The organism is Aeromonas rivuli (genome assembly GCF_020149575.1).
Taxonomy (GTDB): domain Bacteria; phylum Pseudomonadota; class Gammaproteobacteria; order Enterobacterales; family Aeromonadaceae; genus Aeromonas; species Aeromonas rivuli.
Genome location: NZ_CP079742.1, coordinates 3,223,568 through 3,242,315, shown reverse-complemented (window position 1 = coordinate 3,242,315; position 18,748 = coordinate 3,223,568). Strand labels below are relative to the sequence as shown.

Annotated in this window: 17 protein-coding genes; 15 read left to right on the top strand and 2 right to left on the bottom strand. The window is 58.8% G+C overall.

Annotated elements, in window-relative coordinates; all coding sequences use genetic code 11:
• Positions 1 to 39: 39 nt before the first annotated feature.
• Together glnD and map are read right to left on the bottom strand one after the other, a co-directional pair.
• A complete protein-coding gene (glnD, locus tag KYK33_RS14860; protein ID WP_042040762.1) occupies positions 40 to 2,679 on the bottom strand; it encodes a bifunctional uridylyltransferase/uridylyl-removing protein GlnD in 2,640 nt (879 codons plus the stop codon).
• 53 nt (positions 2,680 to 2,732) lie between these two features.
• Complete coding sequence (gene map, locus KYK33_RS14855) at positions 2,733 to 3,521, bottom strand: type I methionyl aminopeptidase (protein WP_042040761.1); 789 nt, start codon at positions 3,519 to 3,521, stop codon at positions 2,733 to 2,735.
• 361 nt (positions 3,522 to 3,882) lie between these two features.
• Here map and rpsB point away from each other — a divergent pair, with 361 nt between their 5' ends.
• The 15 genes from rpsB to rnhB all read left to right on the top strand — a co-directional run bounded on the left by rpsB (position 3,883) and on the right by rnhB (position 18,734).
• Entirely contained in the window at positions 3,883 to 4,611 is a 729-nt protein-coding gene (gene rpsB, locus KYK33_RS14850) for a 30S ribosomal protein S2 (protein WP_005892043.1), read from the top strand.
• Between the two features lie 105 nt (positions 4,612 to 4,716).
• Complete coding sequence (gene tsf / locus KYK33_RS14845; protein ID WP_005892045.1) at positions 4,717 to 5,598, top strand: translation elongation factor Ts; 882 nt, start codon at positions 4,717 to 4,719, stop codon at positions 5,596 to 5,598.
• A 70-nt stretch (positions 5,599 to 5,668) separates the two neighbouring features.
• Positions 5,669 to 6,403 carry a UMP kinase gene (gene pyrH / locus KYK33_RS14840; protein WP_042040760.1) on the top strand — a complete coding sequence of 245 codons (735 nt, stop codon included), beginning with the start codon at positions 5,669 to 5,671 and terminating at the stop codon, positions 6,401 to 6,403.
• Between the two features lie 99 nt (positions 6,404 to 6,502).
• A complete protein-coding gene (frr, locus tag KYK33_RS14835; protein WP_042040759.1) occupies positions 6,503 to 7,060 on the top strand; it encodes a ribosome recycling factor in 558 nt (185 codons plus the stop codon).
• Positions 7,061 to 7,132: 72 nt separating this feature from the next.
• On the top strand, positions 7,133 to 7,909 hold the full coding sequence (gene uppS / locus KYK33_RS14830) for a polyprenyl diphosphate synthase (protein WP_224431037.1): 777 nt from the start codon (positions 7,133 to 7,135) through the stop codon (positions 7,907 to 7,909).
• A gap of 27 nt (positions 7,910 to 7,936) precedes the next feature.
• Positions 7,937 to 8,794 (top strand): phosphatidate cytidylyltransferase, encoded by an 858-nt coding sequence (locus KYK33_RS14825; protein ID WP_224431036.1) that lies wholly within the window; start codon positions 7,937 to 7,939, stop codon positions 8,792 to 8,794.
• Positions 8,794 to 9,990 carry a 1-deoxy-D-xylulose-5-phosphate reductoisomerase gene (gene ispC, locus KYK33_RS14820; RefSeq protein ID WP_224431035.1) on the top strand — a complete coding sequence of 399 codons (1,197 nt, stop codon included), beginning with the start codon at positions 8,794 to 8,796 and terminating at the stop codon, positions 9,988 to 9,990. The genes KYK33_RS14825 and ispC overlap by 1 nt, the downstream gene beginning before the upstream one ends.
• Before the next feature lie 168 nt (positions 9,991 to 10,158).
• Positions 10,159 to 11,511 carry a sigma E protease regulator RseP gene (gene rseP / locus KYK33_RS14815; RefSeq protein ID WP_224431034.1) on the top strand — a complete coding sequence of 451 codons (1,353 nt, stop codon included), beginning with the start codon at positions 10,159 to 10,161 and terminating at the stop codon, positions 11,509 to 11,511.
• Between the two features lie 34 nt (positions 11,512 to 11,545).
• The gene (gene bamA, locus KYK33_RS14810; RefSeq protein ID WP_042040754.1) at positions 11,546 to 13,969 is read left to right on the top strand and encodes an outer membrane protein assembly factor BamA; all 2,424 of its coding nucleotides are present in this window, start codon (positions 11,546 to 11,548) and stop codon (positions 13,967 to 13,969) included.
• A gap of 163 nt (positions 13,970 to 14,132) precedes the next feature.
• Complete coding sequence (locus KYK33_RS14805) at positions 14,133 to 14,645, top strand: OmpH family outer membrane protein (protein ID WP_042040753.1); 513 nt, start codon at positions 14,133 to 14,135, stop codon at positions 14,643 to 14,645.
• A gap of 3 nt (positions 14,646 to 14,648) precedes the next feature.
• Positions 14,649 to 15,671 carry a UDP-3-O-(3-hydroxymyristoyl)glucosamine N-acyltransferase gene (gene lpxD / locus KYK33_RS14800; RefSeq protein ID WP_224431033.1) on the top strand — a complete coding sequence of 341 codons (1,023 nt, stop codon included), beginning with the start codon at positions 14,649 to 14,651 and terminating at the stop codon, positions 15,669 to 15,671.
• Between the two features lie 18 nt (positions 15,672 to 15,689).
• The gene (gene fabZ / locus KYK33_RS14795; RefSeq protein WP_005892075.1) at positions 15,690 to 16,151 is read left to right on the top strand and encodes a 3-hydroxyacyl-ACP dehydratase FabZ; all 462 of its coding nucleotides are present in this window, start codon (positions 15,690 to 15,692) and stop codon (positions 16,149 to 16,151) included.
• Between the two features lie 2 nt (positions 16,152 to 16,153).
• A complete protein-coding gene (lpxA, locus tag KYK33_RS14790) occupies positions 16,154 to 16,945 on the top strand; it encodes an acyl-ACP--UDP-N-acetylglucosamine O-acyltransferase (protein WP_224431031.1) in 792 nt (263 codons plus the stop codon).
• Positions 16,938 to 18,077 (top strand): lipid-A-disaccharide synthase, encoded by a 1,140-nt coding sequence (lpxB, locus tag KYK33_RS14785; protein WP_042040751.1) that lies wholly within the window; start codon positions 16,938 to 16,940, stop codon positions 18,075 to 18,077. Before lpxA ends, lpxB begins: the two co-directional genes overlap by 8 nt.
• Positions 18,078 to 18,143: 66 nt before the next feature.
• Positions 18,144 to 18,734, top strand: a complete 591-nt coding sequence (gene rnhB / locus KYK33_RS14780; protein ID WP_224431030.1) for a ribonuclease HII — start codon at positions 18,144 to 18,146, stop codon at positions 18,732 to 18,734.
• The last annotated feature ends 14 nt before the right edge of the window (positions 18,735 to 18,748 follow it).

Below are 18,748 nucleotides of genomic sequence, written 5' to 3'. Positions count from 1 at the left end.
TGGTCAGGGTGTCCCGGCGGTCTGCGAGCGTCACTGGGTTCAGCTTTCTTGCTCCTGGGGGTTGAGCTGATGGACCAGCTTCTCCTCCAGACTGAGTTGTTCGGCCTGGGTCAGCGGCTCGCCGTCGCGATTGGTCAGGCTGAAGAAATCCTCTACCCGCTCGCCTATGGTGGTGATCTTGGCGGCATGAAGGCTGAGACCGCACTGTTGGAAAACCGCCCCTATCCGGGCCAGCAACCCCGGGGTATCCAGCGCCGTCAGCTCCAGCAGGGTGTGGCGGTTCTCTCCCTTGTGGGGCAAGAACACCACCCGGGTCGGCACCATGAACTGGCGATGACGGCGGGACAAGGGTTTGTTGCGCAGCACCAGCTTGCCCGGTTCTTGCAGTGCCTTCTCCAGCGCCTTGCGGATGGTAGCGGTGCGGTTGGGGCTGATGGGTTCGCCATTGGGCTCCAGCACGATGAAGGTGTCGAGCACATAGCCACTGCGCGAGCTCATGATCTGGGCGTCGTGGATGTTGAGGTTCTTCTGATCCAGTGCCGAGGCGACGGTGGCAAACAGATTCGGGGTATCGCGGCAATAGATGAACACTTCGCTGCCGCCTCGGGTCGGGTGTTTGCCTATGGTGACCAGCGGCGTCTCGCCTGCACCCTCCTGTTCGAGAATGTGACGGCTGTGCCAGGCGATCTGCTCCGGACTGTGGCGCAGGAAGTAGTCCGCCTTGAAGTCGCTCCACAGCGCCGTGATGGAGGCATCGTCCAGGTGACGCTGACTGAGCAGCTGGCGCGCCTGGCGCTGGTTCTCACGGATACGCAGCCGGATATCGGGTGGGTTTTCCAATCCCTGACGCAGCGCCTTCTGAGTGGTGAAATAGAGCTCGCGCAGCAAGGTGCCTTTCCAGTCGTTCCAGAGACTGTCGTTGGTGGCGCAGATATCGGCCACGGTCAGGCAGTAGAGCAAGTCCAGGTGCTGCTCATCGCGCACCTTCTGGGCGAAATCGGTCACCACCTCGGGATCGTGAATGTCCCGGCGCTGGGCGGTGACCGACATCAGCAGGTGATGACGTACCAGCCAGGCGACCAGGCGGCTCTCGTAACGATCCAGCCCGTGCAGCTGGCAGAACTCCAGGGCATCGACGGCACCGAGCTCGGAGTGATCCCCGCGCCGTCCCTTGGCGATGTCGTGGAACAGGGCCGCGATACAGAGCAGCTCGGGTTTGCGCAGCCGGTTCACTATCTCATGGCAGAGCGGATGGGTCTGGCGGCTGGCCGACGTGGGGAAGTGATGAATGTTGTTGAGCAGGCGATGGGTGTGCTCATCGACCGTGTAGGCGTGGAACATGTCGAACTGCATCTGGCCGACGATCAGGTTCCACTGAGGCAGATAGGCCGCCAGTATGCCGTACTTGTGCATCAGGGTGAGCGGCTGGCCTATGCCGTTGGGGTGGCGCAGCAGCGCCATGAACAGGCGGCGGCACTCGGGGATATCTTGCAGCCAGCAGTCGAGCTTGCGCCGCGCCTCACGCAGCTGACGCAGGGTCGCCGAGTGAATGCCGGCTATCTCGGGGTGCTGGGCTATCTGGTAGAAGAGTCGCAATATGGCGGCGGGATCGCGACCAAACAGCTCGGCGTCCACGGCATCGATAAGCCGGCCACGGAGCTGGAACTCGTCGCTGATCCGGCGCACGTCCATGGCGGTATTGCCGAGGATCGCCTCATCAAACAGCTGTAGCAGCATCTCGTTGAGCTCGGACACCCGCCGTACCGTCTGATAGAAGCGCTTCATCATCTGCTCGACCGATCGGTTGCCTTCCCCCTCGAAACCCAGCATCTCGGCGACGGTGCGCTGCCGGTCGAACAGCAAGCGGTTGTCACCTCTGTTGATGGCCATGTGCAGGGCGAAGCGCACCTTCCACAGGAAGTTCTGGCAGTCGAGCAGCTCACGGTACTCGGCGCGATTGAGGAAACCGTGGCTGGTCATCTCATAGAGGGTGGTGGCGCCGAAATGGCGACGGGCAACCCAGGCCAGGGTCTGGATGTCGCGCAGCCCCCCCGGGTTGCTCTTGAGATCGGGTTCGAGCTTGTAGGCGGTGCCGAGGAACTGCTGGTGACGCTGGGCCTGCTCGGCGCGCTTGGCGCGAAAGAAATCTTCGCTCGGCCAGAACACCTCGGGGCGGGTGGCCTGTTGGAGCGTCTCGAATCCGCCGAGGTTGCCCGTGATATGGCGCGCCTCGATGAGGTTGGTGGCGACCGTGATGTCGGCCAATCCCTGTTCGATGCACTCGGCCACGTTGCGTACCGACTGACCCACTTCCAGCTTCAGATCCCACAGCAAGGTGATGAACTCACCGATGCGCAGCCCCAGCGCCTCGTCGAGCTGCCCCCCCTCATAGAGAATGAGCAGGTCGATATCGGAGTGGGGATGCAACTCGCCACGGCCATAGCCGCCCACGGCGATGAGCGTGAGGTGCGTCTCCTGATCGAAGCCGAACTTGTGCCACAGCCGGGTGAGCAGCTGATCCATGTACAAGGAGCGGGTCGCCACCAGTTCGATGATGTTGTCGCCAGCATCGAAGCGGGCGTGCAACCAGCCGAGAAAACGGCTCAGGTACTCTTTGCAGTTATCCCGGCTGAGGTCATCATCGGGCAGCAGATGGGGGGAAAGCAGGCTGGCGTCCATGGCATCTCATCGTCTGGAAAACAAAAACCCCGGCGCTGGGCCGGGGTTTGATGTTAACCCTGTTTGATATGGCGGTCGATAGTGTCGTCCGGGCGAAGGGTGAGCACCTCGCAGCCATCCTCCGTCACCAGCAGGGTGTGCTCCCACTGGGCAGAGTCGCCGCCATCCTTGGTGGTGACAGTCCAGCCATCCTTGGGGTTGGTACGGCAGTGGTACTTCTTGCTGTTGACCATGGGCTCAATGGTGAAGCACATGCCCGCCTTGAGCTCCAGCTTGCCGTTGTTGCGGTAATGCAGGATCTGTGGCTCTTCATGGAATTCGCTGCCGATACCGTGGCCACAGTAGTCACGCACCACGGAGAAACCGGCCTGCTCGACGATGGGCTGGATCACGGCACCAATCTCGGTGATGCACATGCCCGGGCGTACCCGCTTGATGGCGGCATACAGGCTCTCCTGGGCAACCTTGCACAGCTGGCGGCGCAGGGGAGTGGTCTGACCGACGATGAACATGGCGGAGGTATCACCGTGGTAGCCATCTTTGATGACGGTGATGTCCAGGTTGACGATGTCGCCTTCCCGCAATTTCTTGTGGTTGGGGATACCGTGACAGATCACATCATTCACCGAGGTGCAGATAGATTTAGGGAAGCCGTGATAGTTCAAGGGGGCCGGAACGGCCTGTTGGACATCGACGATGAAGTCATGGCACAGAGTGTTGAGTTCGTCAGTGGTGACGCCTGCCTGTACGTGGGGGGCTATCATCACCAGCACATCGGCGGCCAGTTGGCCGGCAACGCGCATCTTTTCAATCTCTTCCGGCGTCTTGATTTTAATGGACATGGGATCTCTCTTGCGGCCTGGTTCTTCGTCGGCATGGCCGACAACAAGCAGGTAATGAAAAATAGATGCGTTTGCAATCAGGGCAAAATTTTATCCGCAACCCCCGCCGACTTCCAGTGTGATTGTCATCACAAGGTCAAATCATTGGCGCAGAGTCGACCCCGCTGCCCTTTTTTTAGCGCGGCTGCTGGTGGCGCCAGTGGCAAACTTATGGTATAAAGCGCGCCGGAACCGGAACTACTTGTCCCGGTTTCATCACCCTAATCAATAACACACACACATCGATACCTGTACCGGGGTGCCCCTTTGGGGTCGGTTACATGGGATGTGTGGAGGCCTAACCCCAATACAGAGGTATAAAATGGCTAAAGTTTCTATGCGCGACATGCTGCAAGCCGGCGTTCACTTCGGTCACCAGACTCGTTACTGGAACCCGAAAATGAAATCCTACATCTTCGGTGCCCGTAGCAAGGTTCACATCATCAACTTGGAAAAAACCGTTCCGATGTTTGACGATGCCATGAACTTCGTGAGCTCCGTTGCTGCCAAAAAAGGCAAGGTACTGTTCGTTGGTACCAAGCGTGCTGCGTCTGAAGCCGTCAAAGATGCTGCTATCCGCTGCGATCAGTTCTATGTGAACCATCGCTGGTTGGGTGGCATGCTGACCAACTGGAAAACCGTTCGTCAGTCCATCAAGCGTCTGAAAGATCTGGAAGCTCAGAGCCAAGACGGTACCTTCGAGAAGCTGACCAAGAAAGAGGCGCTGATGCGTACTCGCGAAATGGACAAGCTGGAGAAGAGCCTGGGCGGTATCAAGAACATGGGCGGCCTGCCTGACGTGCTGTTCGTTGTCGATGCCGACCACGAGCACATCGCTATCAAAGAAGCCAACAACCTGGGTATCCCGGTTGTCTCCATCGTTGATACCAACTCCAATCCGGACGGCGTTGATTACGTCATCCCGGGTAACGACGATGCGATCCGTGCCGTTCAGCTGTACCTGAATGCTGCTGCTGACACCGTACTGGAAGCTCGCGCTCAAGACATCGTTGTTCAAGCCGAACAAGATGGCTTCGTTGAAGCTGAGTAATTGATAAGGACTGTTAAAGCCCTTATTAACCAAGCTGATGTAATTGGTTAGCAGGGGCCCTTGTGGCCCCTGTTTCTTGTCAATTCAAGACCGAGGATACTGGACATGGCTAACGTTACTGCCGCCCTGGTAAAAGAACTGCGCGAGCGCACCGCCGCTGGCATGATGGATTGCAAAAAAGCACTCGAAGAAGCCAATGGCGACATCGAGCTGGCGATCGAGAACATGCGTAAATCTGGTCAGGCCAAAGCCGCCAAGAAAGCAGGCCGTATCGCTGCTGAAGGCGTGATCTTTGCCCGTACCGAAGGCAATGTTGCCGTCATGATCGAGCTGAACAGCGAAACCGACTTCGTCGCCAAAGATGCCAGCTTCATGGGCATGGGCCAGAAGATCGCTGACATCGCTGCGACCCAGAAAATTGCTGATGTTGACGCCCTGAAAGCGGCCGACTTCGGTAACGGTGAGTCCGTCGAGCTGACCATCACCAACCTGATCGCCAAGATCGGTGAGAACATGAACCTGCGTCGCGTGATGCTGGTTGAAGGTGACAACCTGGGTACCTATGTACACGGTTCCCGCATTGGTGTTATCACCAAGCTGACCGGTGGCTCCGCCGAGCTGGCCAAAGACTTGGCCATGCACGTTGCTGCCAACAGCCCGCAATTCGTCAAGCCTGAAGATGTGTCCGCTGAAGTCGTTGCCAAAGAGCGCGAAATTCAGATCGACATCGCCATCAACTCCGGCAAGCCGAAAGAGATCGCCGAGAAGATGGTTGAAGGCCGCATGAAGAAGTTCACCGGTGAGGTTTCCCTGACTGGTCAACCCTTCGTCAAGGATCCGTCCATGACCGTTGCCGAGCTGCTGAAGAAAGAAGGTGCTGACGTTGTTTCCTTCACTCGCTTCGAAGTGGGCGAAGGCATCGAGAAGCAGGAAACTGACTTCGCTGCCGAAGTTGCTGCCCAGATCGCGGCTGCTCAGAAGGCATAACCGAACCGGTTTTAGCTAACTCCAGACCGCGACTTATGTCGCGGTCTTTATATGACCAGGAATCAGTGACATGAGTACCAATCCCAAACCTGCATACCGACGTGTTCTTCTTAAGTTGAGTGGTGAAGCCCTGCAAGGATCCGAGGGTTTTGGCATTGATCCGGCTGTACTGGAGCGGATGGCCCAAGAGATCAAAGAGCTGGTTGAGCTGGGTGTTCAAGTCGGTCTGGTCATCGGCGGCGGCAACCTGTTCCGTGGTGCCGGTCTCGCCAAAGCGGGTATGAACCGCGTGGTGGGTGACCACATGGGCATGCTGGCTACCGTCATGAACGGCCTGGCGATGCGTGATGCCCTGCATCGTGCTTATGTGAATGCCCGTCTGATGTCTGCCATCTCCTTGCAAGGTGTTTGCGATTCCTATAGTTGGGCTGAGGCGATCAGCCAACTGCGCGCCGGCAAGGTTGTCATCTTCTCTGCCGGTACCGGCAACCCCTTCTTTACCACTGATTCTGCGGCTTGCCTGCGTGGGATCGAGATCGAAGCCGACGTGGTGCTCAAGGCCACCAAGGTCGATGGTGTCTACACCGAGGATCCGGTTAAGAATCCGGACGCCGTGTTGTATCATGAGCTGAGCTACGACGAAGTGCTTGATAAAGAACTCAAAGTAATGGATCTTGCCGCCTTTACCCTGGCGCGCGATCACGACTTGCCGATCCGTGTCTTCAACATGAACAAGCCGGGTGCCCTGCGCCGGGTTATCATGGGTGAACCGGAAGGCACGCTGATCCACCACGTCGGCAAGTAAGATTGCAGCGAACCGGAAGGCGGTTTGTTATCCATTGCGTCAGTAAATTAAGCTAGAAACGGACCCGTCGCGGGTTCGTTCGCCAAAAGGAAAACCACTGTGATCAACGAGATTAAAAACGACGCCAAGGACCGCATGTCCAAGAGCGTAGAATCGCTCAAATCCCAGATGTCCAAGATCCGTACCGGCCGTGCTCACCCGAGCCTGCTCGACGGCATCCAGGTTGAGTACTATGGCGCAGCGACTCCGCTCAAGCAGTTGGCTAACGTGGTGGCCGAGGATGCCCGCACCTTGTCCATCTCCATCTTCGACCGCTCTATGATGCAGGCGATCGAGAAAGCGATCCTGACCTCGGATCTGGGTCTGAACCCGTCCAGCAATGGCCAGACTCTGCGTGTGCCGCTGCCGGCGCTGACCGAAGAGCGCCGCCGCGATCTGACCAAGATCGTCCGCTCCGAGGCCGAAGGTGCCCGGGTTGCCATCCGCAACATCCGTCGCGATGCCAACGCCGATCTGAAGGCCCTGCTCAAGGACAAAGAGATCTCCGAGGACGACGACCGTCGTGCCCAGGAAGAGATCCAGAAACTCACCGATGCCTTCATCAAGCTGGCGGATGACGCCCTGGCCGTGAAGGAAAAGGAGCTAATGGAAATCTAAGCGTCTGACAGGTATATTACGAGCGCCGTGTAGTGCCCCTGCACGGCGCTTTTGTCTTTGTGGGAGAAATGAATGTCGCGTTTGGCAGCCTTCGGCGATAGCGCCAACCAGTGTCTGCCCCGCCATGTCGCCATCATCATGGATGGCAACGGGCGTTGGGCCGAGAACCGTGGCAAGATGCGGGTCTATGGGCACAAGGCCGGCGTCAAGGCCGTGCGGGAGACGGTGACCTTTGCCGCACGGGCCAAGATGGATGCTCTCACCCTCTTTGCTTTCTCCAGTGAGAACTGGCGTCGTCCGGAAGGGGAAGTCAGTGCCCTGATGGAGCTCTTCCTCACCGTGCTCGGCAGCGAGGTCAAGAAGCTGCACAGCAACGGCATCCGCTTGCGGGTGATTGGCGATACCTCGCGTTTCAGTGCGCGGCTGCGGGCCAAGATCGCCAAGGCAGAGGCACTGACCGAGAATAATCAGGGATTGACCCTCAATATTGCCGCCAATTACGGCGGTCAGTGGGACATTACCCAGGCTGCGCGCAAGCTGGCCGAAGCCGTGGCGGCGGGTGAACTCCAAGCCGAGGAGATCACTGAAGCCCGACTGGGACAGGCCATCTGCATGGCCGATCTGCCCCCGGTCGATCTGCTGATCCGCACCGGTGGAGATCACCGCATCAGCAATTTTTTGTTATGGCAGCTCGCCTATGCCGAGCTCCATTTTACGCCTGTGTTATGGCCCGATTTTAACGAGGCCGAGTTCAGTGAGGCAGTTGCCTCTTTCGTGGCCCGCGAGCGTCGCTTCGGGTGTACGGGTGAACAGATCCGGGAATTGATCGCCGAGCAACAGACCGGCTAAACCCCGCTCCCAAGAGAGAGGTTTCTTTTGCTAAAACAACGAATTATTACCGCATTGTGTCTGATCCCCCTGGTGCTGGGGGCGCTGTTCTTCTTGCCTTTGAAATTTTTTGCCCTGTTGGCAGCTCTGGTCTTCTTGCTGGCCAGTCGGGAGTGGGGTGGTTTTGTTAGCAGTGAGCGGCGGGAATGGATACCCCTGCTGTTTTGTCTCTTGCTCGGTGCCAGCCTGATGTGGCTGCCGGTGGAGCAGCTGTGGGCCCCTGGACTCAACCCCATATTGATGGGGGTACTCTGGACGGCGGCCAGCTGGTGGCTGCTCGGCCTGCTGCTGGTGCTGCGCTACCCCCAGAGCGCCAGACTGTGGAAGGAGTCTGTCTGGCTCAAGTCGCTGTTTGGCCTGGTGACGCTCATCCCCTTCTTCTGGTCCATGGTCGCCATTCGCGGCTACAACTTCTATCACGACTCCTCCATGGGCGCCTGGATCCTGCTGTTCGTCATGGGCCTGGTCTGGGCGGCAGATTCTGGCGCGTATTTTTTCGGCAAGGCGTTTGGCAAACACAAGCTGGCTCCCTCCGTCAGCCCGGGTAAGACCATCGAAGGTCTGTGCGGTGGCCTGTTTACCGCAGGCCTGCTCGCGGTCGGTGTGACCTGGTGGATGGGGTTTGTGCCCGCCAAGATGGGCACTGTGCTGCTTTGCTCTCTGCTGGCGGTGCTGGCCTCGGTGCTGGGCGATCTGACCGAGAGCATGTTCAAGCGTGAGGCGGGCATCAAGGATTCCGGCAACCTGTTGCCGGGTCATGGTGGCATTCTCGATCGTATCGACAGCCTGACGGCGGCCCTGCCAGTCTTCCTGCTCAGCTATCTGTTGCTGAGCCAGGGGGGCTGATGCGCCAGCTCGTTATCCTGGGGGCCTCCGGCTCCATCGGTCAGAGCACCCTCAGAGTGCTGCGTCATAATCCGGGCCGCTGGCAGGTACTGGCGCTGACCGCCTGGCGCAGTCTGGATACCATGCTGCGTGACTGCCTCGAATTCTCTCCTCGCTTCGCCGTCATGGTCGACGAGACCGCGGCCCGCGAGTTGGCGAGCCGACTCAAGGCTCATGGTAGCCAAACCCAGGTACTGTCCGGTGCCAAGGCGCTGTGCGAGGTGGCGGCTCATCCCGATGCCCACAGCGTCATGGCGGCTATCGTGGGGGCGGCCGGTCTGGCGCCGACCATGGCCGCGGTGCGAGCGGGCAAGCGTATTCTGCTGGCCAACAAGGAGGCGCTGGTGATGTCCGGGGCCTTCTTCATGGACGCCGTGCGCGACCACAGCGCCGAACTGCTGCCCATCGACAGCGAACATAATGCCATCTTCCAGTGCCTGCCCGAGGCCATTCAACGTCAGCTTGGCTGCTGCGATCTGGCCGGGGCCGGCATCAGCAAAATCTTGTTGACCGGTTCGGGCGGCCCGTTCCGTTACACCGATATCAACGACTTGGACAAGGTCACTCCCGCGCAAGCGGTGGCACACCCCAACTGGTCCATGGGGGCCAAGATCTCGGTAGACTCCGCCACCATGTTCAACAAGGGGCTGGAGTACATAGAGGCGCGCTGGCTGTTCAATGCCGCCCCTGAGCAGATCCAGGTCGTGGTCCATCCCCAGTCTGTCATTCACTCCATGGTGCAGTACAAGGATGGCTCCGTGCTGGCCCAGCTCGGCAACCCCGACATGTGTACCCCCATCGCCCATGCCCTGGCTTATCCGGCCAGGATTGAGTCTGGCGTGGAACCTCTGGATTTCTTCAGTGTCGGAGAGTTCAGCTTTATTCGTCCCGACTTCGAGCGCTACCCCTGCCTGGCGCTGGCCATGGCCGCCTGCCAGGCGGGACAGAGTGCCACCACGGCACTCAACGCCGCCAATGAGGAGGCCGTGGCGGCTTTCCTTGCCGAGCGCATCGGTTTCATGGATATTGCCAGAGTCAATGAGACTGCCCTGCTGACCGTTGGCCGGCAGTCTGCCGACTCGCTGGACGATTTGATTGCCCTGGACTGTGCTGCACGTGCCCGGGCTCAGGATTTGATTAAGGCACTTAGCCGATGAATGCCATACCCTGGCCTGCTGCTTTTCTCCTTGCAGCGTCGCGGGTCATCGATGACATCAAGGAATTGGACTCATGAGTACGCTGTGCAAAAACAAGTGCAAACACAACACCCGGGTCGCCTTCGGCGCTGACCTGATGACCGGACATGACGCAAGGAGCCTTGGCTGATGGGAGGGGTACTCTGGAATATCGGCGCCTTCATCGTCGCCCTGGGCCTGCTGGTTGCGGTGCATGAGTTTGGCCACTTCTGGGTGGCCCGCCGTTGTGGCGTCAAGGTGGAGCGTTTCTCCATCGGTTTTGGCAAGGCTATCTGGCGCCGGATGGGCAAGGATGGCACCGAGTATGTGCTGGCGCTGATCCCCCTTGGCGGTTACGTCAAGATGCTGGACGGCCGGGTCGACGAGCTTAAACCGGGGGAGGAGGCGCAGGCCTTCAACCACAAGAGCGTCTGGGCCCGCATGGCCATCGTCGCCGCCGGCCCCATGGCGAATTTCGTGTTCGCCCTGTTCGCCTTCTGGCTGATGTTCATGATAGGGGTGCCGAGCGTCAAACCCATCGTCGGCGAGGTGCGCACTGACTCCATCGCCGCCGAGGCTGGCTTGCTGCCAGGGATGCAGATCGTCGAGGTGGGCGGCGAGCCGACCGGTGACTGGGAGAGCATTGTCTATGCCCTGATAAGCCACCTTGGGGACGATTCGGTACAGCTCAAGCTGACCGAACCCAAGAGCAGTTATGCCAGCGACAAGACGCTCGAACTGAAGAGCTGGGCATTCGATCCGGATAAAGAGTCGCCCATCGTCAGCCTGGGGATCATCCCGCTGGGGGCCAAGGTGTTGCCCGTAGTGGCCGACGTGGTGCAGGGCAGTGCCAGTGACACGGCTGGCATGCGCAAAGGGGACAAGATCCTGGCGCTGGATGGCGAACCCCTGACTGACTGGGTCGCCTTCGTGGGCAAGGTACAATCTTCCCCCGAGCAGCCCTTGCAGTTGACCATTGAGCGTGATGGCCGTGAGCAGAGCATCACCCTGACTCCCCATGCCAAAGAGGTAAAGGGCAAGGCGGTGGGCTTCGTGGGATTATCGCCTCAAGTGGTTCCATTACCGGATGAATATCGAATTCTGTTACAGTATGGGCCGCTCGATGCCCTCTGGCAGGGCATGCACAAGACCTGGAGCCTGATCACGCTCACCTTCGATATGATAGGCAAGCTGATTGGTGGCATAGTGTCGCTGGACAACCTGAGCGGGCCCATCTCCATTGCCAAGGGCGCGGGTAACAGCGCCGATTACGGTCTGGTCTATTTTCTCGGTTTCCTGGCGCTGATCAGCGTCAACCTGGGGATCATCAATCTGTTCCCGCTGCCGGTGCTGGATGGGGGCCATTTGGTCTACTTCCTCATCGAGGCAGTGACTGGCAAGCCGGTCTCGGAGAAGATTCAGGAAGTGGGGTTCAGGATAGGCGCCGCCATTCTGATGTTGCTGATGGGTATTGCGCTGTTTAATGATTTCGCTCGCCTCTGAGGCCAGAGCATCAACAAGGACACATAAGAACAAAATGGCTGTTAAAAAAGCATTGGTGTTGAGTTGCCTGCTGGGTGCCAGCTTCCTGGCCCAGGCGGCCCCTGCCTCTTTTGTGGTGCAAGACATTCAGGTTGACGGTTTGCAGCGGGTGACACTGGGCGCCGCCCTGTTGAATCTGCCGATCCGGGTCGGTGACACCGTCGATCCCGTTACCCTGGCCAGCGCCATCAAGAAGCTCTATGCCTCGGGCAACTTCGAGGACGTCAAGGTCTATCGGGATGGCGATGTGCTGCAAGTGGCGGTCAAGGAGAGACCGACCATCTCCAGCATCGAGTTCTCCGGTAACAAGGACATCAAGGAAGAGCAGCTGACCCAGAGCCTGGAGTCCTCCGGTATCCGCGTCGGTGATCCCCTGGATCGTACCGTGCTGAGCTCCCTCGAGAAGGGGCTGGAAGATTTCTATTATGGCGTGGGCAAGTACTCCGCCAAGGTCAAGGCCATCGTCACCCCGTTGCCCCGCAACCGGGTCGACCTCAAGTTCACCTTCGTGGAAGGGGAAGCGGCCAAGATCCAGCAGATCAACATCGTCGGCAACAATGTGTTCCCGGAAGAGAAGCTGCTGGCCCAGCTCTCCCTCAAGGACGATGTGCCCTGGTGGAACTTCACCGGCGATCAGCGCTACCAGAAGCAGAAGCTGGCCGGCGATATCGAGGTGCTGCGCTCCTACTATCTGGATCGCGGTTACATCCGCTTCGCCCAGGAGTCTACCCAGGTCTCCATGACGCCGGACAAGAAGGGGGTCTATGTCACCCTCAACCTCAAGGAAGGGGATCAGTACAAGGTCTCCGGCATCCAGCTCAAGGGTGACATGATAGATCGCGGTGCCGAGATGAAGGAGCTTATCCCCATCACGGCAGGTAGCGTCTACTCCGCCAGCCAGGTGACCCACACCGAAGAGGTGCTCTCCAAGTTACTCGGCCGTTATGGTTATGCCTATCCCAAGGTCACCACCTTCCCGCAGATCAATGACGAGACCAAGGAAGTGGAGCTGATCATCAACATAGAACCGGGTCCCCGTGTCTATGTGCGCAACATCAACTTCAGCGGCAACGTCACCACCAAGGACGAAGTGCTGCGCCGCGAGATGCGTCAGATGGAAGGCACCTGGCTCTCCTCCGACAACGTCGAGCAGTCCAAGACCCGTCTCAACCGGCTCGGCTATTTCGAGAGTGCCGACGTGGACACCAAGCGCGTGGCGGGTAGCGATGACCAAGTGGATCTGGACTTCAAGGTCAAGGAGCAGCCGGCCGGTTCCATCAATGCCGGTGTCGGCTATGGTACCGATTCGGGTCTGAGCCTGCAGGCGGGCCTGCAGCAGGACAACTTCATGGGTACCGGTAAAAAAATCGGTATTTCGGCCAGTACCAACGACTACTCGAAGAGTATCGATCTCAGCTATAACGATCCCTACTTCACCGTCGATGGGGTCAGCCTGGGTGGCCGTCTCTACTACAACGAGTTCAGCGCGGCAGATGCCAACATCGTTGACTATGAGAACACCACCATCGGCTTCCGTCTCTCCAGCGGCTTCCCGGTCAACGAGAACAACCGTCTCGACTTCAGCCTTGGCTTTGAGAATAACAAGCTGTCCCAGCCCAATCCCTATCAGCAGGTTGAGGAATTCTGGAAGGTATACAGCGACAACATCGACGGTGACAACCGCCTGACCTTCAACACGGTCGATTTCACCGCAGGCTGGACCCGTTCCACCCTGAACAAGGGCACCTTCCCGAGCGATGGTAACCGTCAGCGCATCAACGCCAAGGTGACTGTGCCCGGCATGGATCTGCAGTACTTCAAGCTCAATGCCGAAGATGCTCACTACTTCCCGTTCGATGCGGATCACAGCTGGGTACTGATGACCAAGGCCCGTCTCTCCTACGGCAACGGCTACGGCAGCAACGGCGATTACGACCATGTACTGCCCTTCTTCGAGAACTACTTCGCCGGTGGCTTCGATACCCTGCGTGGTTTCAAGAGCAACACCGTCGGTCCCAAGGCACTCTACTACTACAACGTAGGGGGTAACGATGTAGCCCAAGGCACCGACAGTTCCGTGGGGGGTAACGCCCTGGCTATCGCCTCCCTTGAGCTGATAGTGCCGACGCCCTTTGCCTCGGAGACCTATCAGCCTCAGCTGCGTACCAGTGTCTTCGTCGATGCGGGCTCGGTATGGGATACCACCTTCGACTATGACCAGTACCAGAACCGCTGTGTCACTGGCTGCAAGTACTTGATGGACTACTCGGACCCCACCAACTTCCGCGCCTCCTATGGCCTGTCGGTACAGTGGCTCTCGCCCATGGGCCCCCTGGTGTTTGCCATTGCGCGTCCGCTCAAAGAGTACGAAGGGGATAGAACCGAGTTCTTCTCCTTCAACATTGGTCGTACCTTCTAAAGGAGGGAGCCAGCAAGGCTGGTTCCACCTGGTGTAACCGCTCTCCTCGGGAGAGCGGTAAATAATGGGGCCTACCGGGCCCCGCTAGTAACAAGTTGGCACCGGGTGTCGCTTGCAATTCAAGGTAATCAGTTACCCTCATCCGGGGGTACAAGGAGTAAGTGTGAACAAAGCATTGAAAGTCGCTGGTCTGAGTATTGCTCTGATGGTCGCTGGCATGGGTTCCGCCCTGGCTGAGACCAAGATTGCCGTGGTCGACATGAGCGAAATCTTCCAGAAATTGCCCCAGCGTGAAGCGGTTTCCAAGAAGCTGAAAGGCGAGTTCGAGCCGCGCATGCGCGAGTTGCAGAAGCTGGAGTCCGATGGCCAGAAGCTGGTCGAGAAGTTCAAGAAGGATGAAGCCTTCATGAGCGCCGATCAGAAGAAGCAGAACCAGGAGAAACTGGCCAAGCTGCAGATGGAGTTCAACCAGAAGCGTCAGGCCTTCGAGCAGGATAACGGCCGTCGTCAGGCTGAAGAGCGCAACAAGATCCTGACCAAGGTGAAAGCGGCCATCGACTCCATCGCCAGGAGCAATGGTTACGATCTGGTTCTGGAGCGCAACGCAGCCCCTTATGCTGCCAGCAAGCTGGACATCTCCGGTCAGGTTATCTCTCAGGTCAGCAAGAGCAACTAATTGATGGCATTCACTCTCGCACAGCTGGCCCAGCGACTCGGGGCAGAAGTTCATGGCGATGGAAGCCAGGAAATTCGCAAGGTAGCGACACTGGAAAAGGCCGGGAAGGGGGAAATCGCCTTCCTGTCCAACAAGAAGTACCGCACTTATCTGGAGCAGAGTCAGGCTACCGCCGTGTTGATCACGGAGGCAGATCTGCCGTTTTGTCCCACCAATGCGCTGGTACTCAAGGATCCCTATGTCGGCTTTGCCCGGGTTGCCCAGTTGCTGGACACTACGCCGCAGCCAGCCATGGATATTCATCCTAGCGCTGTCATTGCCGCCGATGTCCAGCTGGGTGAGAGGGTTGCCATTGGTGCCAATGCGGTCATCGAATCCGGCGTTGTGCTGGGAGACGATGTCCGCATAGGTCCGGGTTGCTTCGTGGGTAAAAACACCCGATTGGGTGATCGCTCCCGCCTGTGGGCCAATGTCACGCTCTATCATGAGGTGACTTTGGGCACGGACTGTCTGGTGCAAGCCGGGACAGTGATAGGAGCAGACGGTTTCGGTTATGCCAACGAGCGTGGCGAGTGGATCAAGATCCCCCAGCTCGGTGGCGTGACCATCGGCAACAGAGTCGAGATTGGCGCCTGTACTACCATTGACAGGGGCGCCTTGGAAGACACACGCATTGCCGACAATGTCATCATCGACAATCAGTGCCAGATCGCCCACAACGTCGAGATTGGTTACGGCACCGCCGTGGCGGGTTCGACAGTGATGGCCGGTAGTCTCAAGGTTGGTAAGTATTGTATTATTGGCGGCGCTTCCGTCTTTAACGGGCACATGGAGATCTGCGACCAGGCCACCGTTACCGGTATGGCCATGGTGATGCGACCCATTACCGAGCCCGGTGTCTACTCGTCCGGCATCCCCCTGCAAACCAATAAAGAGTGGCGAAAGACCGCCGCCCGGGTGATGCGTATCGACGAGATGCACAAACGGTTAAGCCAGCTTGAGAAGAAACTGGGTGACGAAGAATAATCACGATAGGGTACTGTTTTGACTACTGAAAAGAAAAGCTTAGGGATCCAGGAAATCATGGATCTGCTGCCACACCGTTATCCGTTCCTGATGGTGGACAAGGTTGAACATTACGAGATAAGCGATGAGCGCAAGACCTTGCGTGCCATCAAGAACGTCTCGTTCAACGAACCCATCTTCCAGGGCCACTTCCCGGCCAAACCGGTATTCCCCGGTGTGTTGATCCTGGAGGCCATGGCGCAGGCCACTGGCATTCTGGCGTTCACCATGGTCGGCAAGCCGTCCCCGAATGAACTCTACTACTTCGCCTCCATCGACCATGCGCGCTTCAAGCGTCCGGTCGGCCCTGGCGACCAGCTGGTGCTGGACGTGGTGTTCCTGAAGGAGCGTCGTGGCATTGCCAAATTTACCGGTGTGGCCACCGTTGATGGTGAGGTGGTCTGTACCGCCGAACTGATGTGTGCCAAACGCGAGGTGTAATAGTGATCGATTCGACAGCCGTCATTCACGATACTGCCATCGTCCATGAGTCTGCCGTGATAGGCAAAGGGGTTGAGATAGGCCCCTTTTCCGTCATTGGCGCCGAGGTGGAGATCGGTGATAACACCTGGATAAGCTCTCATGTTCTGATCAAGGGCCCGACCAAGATTGGCCGTGGCAACAAGATCTTCCAGCACACCTCCCTCGGTGAGGATTGCCAGGACAAGAAGTACGCCGGTGAGCGCACCTTCCTCGAGATTGGCGATAACAACGTCTTTCGCGAAAACTGCACCGTGCACCGTGGCACAGTGCAGGATCAGTGTCTGACCAAGGTCGGCAGCGGTAATCTGTTCATGGTCAACGTCCACGTGGCCCATGACTGTGTCATCGGTGACAACTGCATCTTTGCCAACAATGCGACCCTGGCGGGTCATGTGGTGATCGGCGATTTCGTCATCTTCGGCGGCCTCTCTGCCATTCACCAGTTTGGCCGAGTCGGCTCCCATGCCTTCGTCGGTGGCTGCGCCGCCCTGAACAAGGACGTGCCGCCTTACGTCATGGCTGCTGGCAACTATGCCAAGCCATTCGGGGTCAACTCCGAAGGCCTGCGTCGCCGCGGTTTCAGCCCGGAGGCGATATCCGCCGTCAAGCGCGCCTACAAAGAGATCTTCCGCTCAGGCAAGACCATCGAAGAGGTGCTGCCAGTGCTGACTGAGATGGCGGCCAGCGAACCGGCTGTCCAGCTCTATGTCGATTTCCTCAAAGACAATGAGCGTGGCATCATCCGTGCCTGATCCTATTCGCATCGGTATCGTTGCCGGAGAGACCTCCGGCGACATCCTGGCCGCCGGCCTGGTGCGTGAGCTGCAACGCCGTTATCCGGATGCGCAGTTCGAAGGGATAGCCGGGCCGCGCATGCAGGCCCTTGGCGTCAAGGCGCTGTTCGAGATGGAAGAGCTCTCCGTCATGGGCATCACTGAAGTGCTTGGCCGTCTGCCACGCATTCTTCAGGTACGCCGCGAACTGCTGCGCCATTTCATTGCCAATCCGCCCGATATCTTCATCGGGGTGGATGCGCCAGATTTCAATATCGGGGTAGAGCTCAAACTGCGCCGCGCCGGTATCAAGACGGTTCATTATGTCAGCCCCTCAGTCTGGGCCTGGCGTCAGGGCCGCATTCACAAGATAAAGGCTGCCACCGACATGGTGCTCGCCTTCTTGCCGTTCGAGAAAGCCTTCTACGACAGATTCGATGCGCCCTGCCGCTTCGTCGGCCACACCATGGCCGATGCCATTCCGCTGGTGCCGGATCAGGGGGCCGCTCGCGCCGAGCTGGGGCTGGATCCCTCCCGCCGCTGGCTGGCGGTGCTGCCGGGCAGTCGCAGCGCCGAGGTGGGCTTCATGTCCCCCCTCTTCCTCGAGGCGTGCAAGCACCTGACGGTACACTACCCGAGTCTCGGTTTCATCGTGCCCCTGGTCAACGAGGCGCGACGGGAGCAGTTCCTGCGCATCAAGCAGGAGATAGCCCCCAAGCTTGAAATGGTGCTGCTCGAAGGGCAGGGCCGGGAGGCCATGACGGCCGCCGATGTGGTGCTGCTGGCCTCGGGCACGGCGGCACTGGAAGCCATGCTGGTGAAAAAACCCATGGTGGTCGGCTACAAGCTCAAACCCTTCAGCTATTGGTTGGCCCAGCGCCTGGTCAAGACGGATTACGTCTCCCTGCCCAACCTGCTGGCGGATCAGATGCTGGTGCCCGAGCTTATCCAGCACGAGTGCACCACCGAGAATCTGGTCGAAGAGGTGTGCAAGCTGCTGCAACATGATAACAGCGAGCTCATCGCCACCTTCACCCGGCTGCATCAGAGCATCCGCTGCGATGCCGACAAGCAGGCTGCCGATGCCGTACTCGCGCTGCTTGGCAAATAGTGCACCCGCTGGCGATGTTGTGCTGACACTGGCCCTGCGGGGCCTGTTTTGATTCAAGGCTGCAAGATGATGATCGATATTCCCGAAGACAAGCTGGTTGCCGGTGTGGACGAAGTCGGCCGCGGCCCCCTGGTGGGGGACGTGGTCACCGCCGCGGTGATCCTGGATCCTGCCAATCCCATTGTCGGGCTGGCCGATTCCAAGAAGCTCTCCGAGAAGAAGCGTCTCGCCCTGTACGGCGAGATAAAGGAGAAGGCATTGGCCTGGGCCATCGGCCGGGCCACTCCTAGCGAGATCGACCAGCTCAACATACTGCACGCCACCATGCTGGCGATGCAGCGCGCCGTGGCGGGGCTCCACATAGTGCCGGAATTGGTGTTTATCGACGGTAATCGCTGCCCAAGCTTGCCGATGGAAGCCCGCGCCGTGGTCAAGGGCGACAGCCTGGTGGCTGCCATCAGTGCCGCTTCCATCCTCGCCAAGGTGACCCGTGACAGCGAAATGACCGAGCTCGATAGCCGTCATCCCGAATATGGTTTCGCCCGCCACAAGGGCTACCCGACCCCTGAGCACCTTGCCATTCTGGCCGAGCATGGCCCCCTGCCCGAGTATCGCCAGAGCTTCAAACCGGTGCGCCGGGCACTCGGGCAGGAGTGACCTTGCGGCCTTCA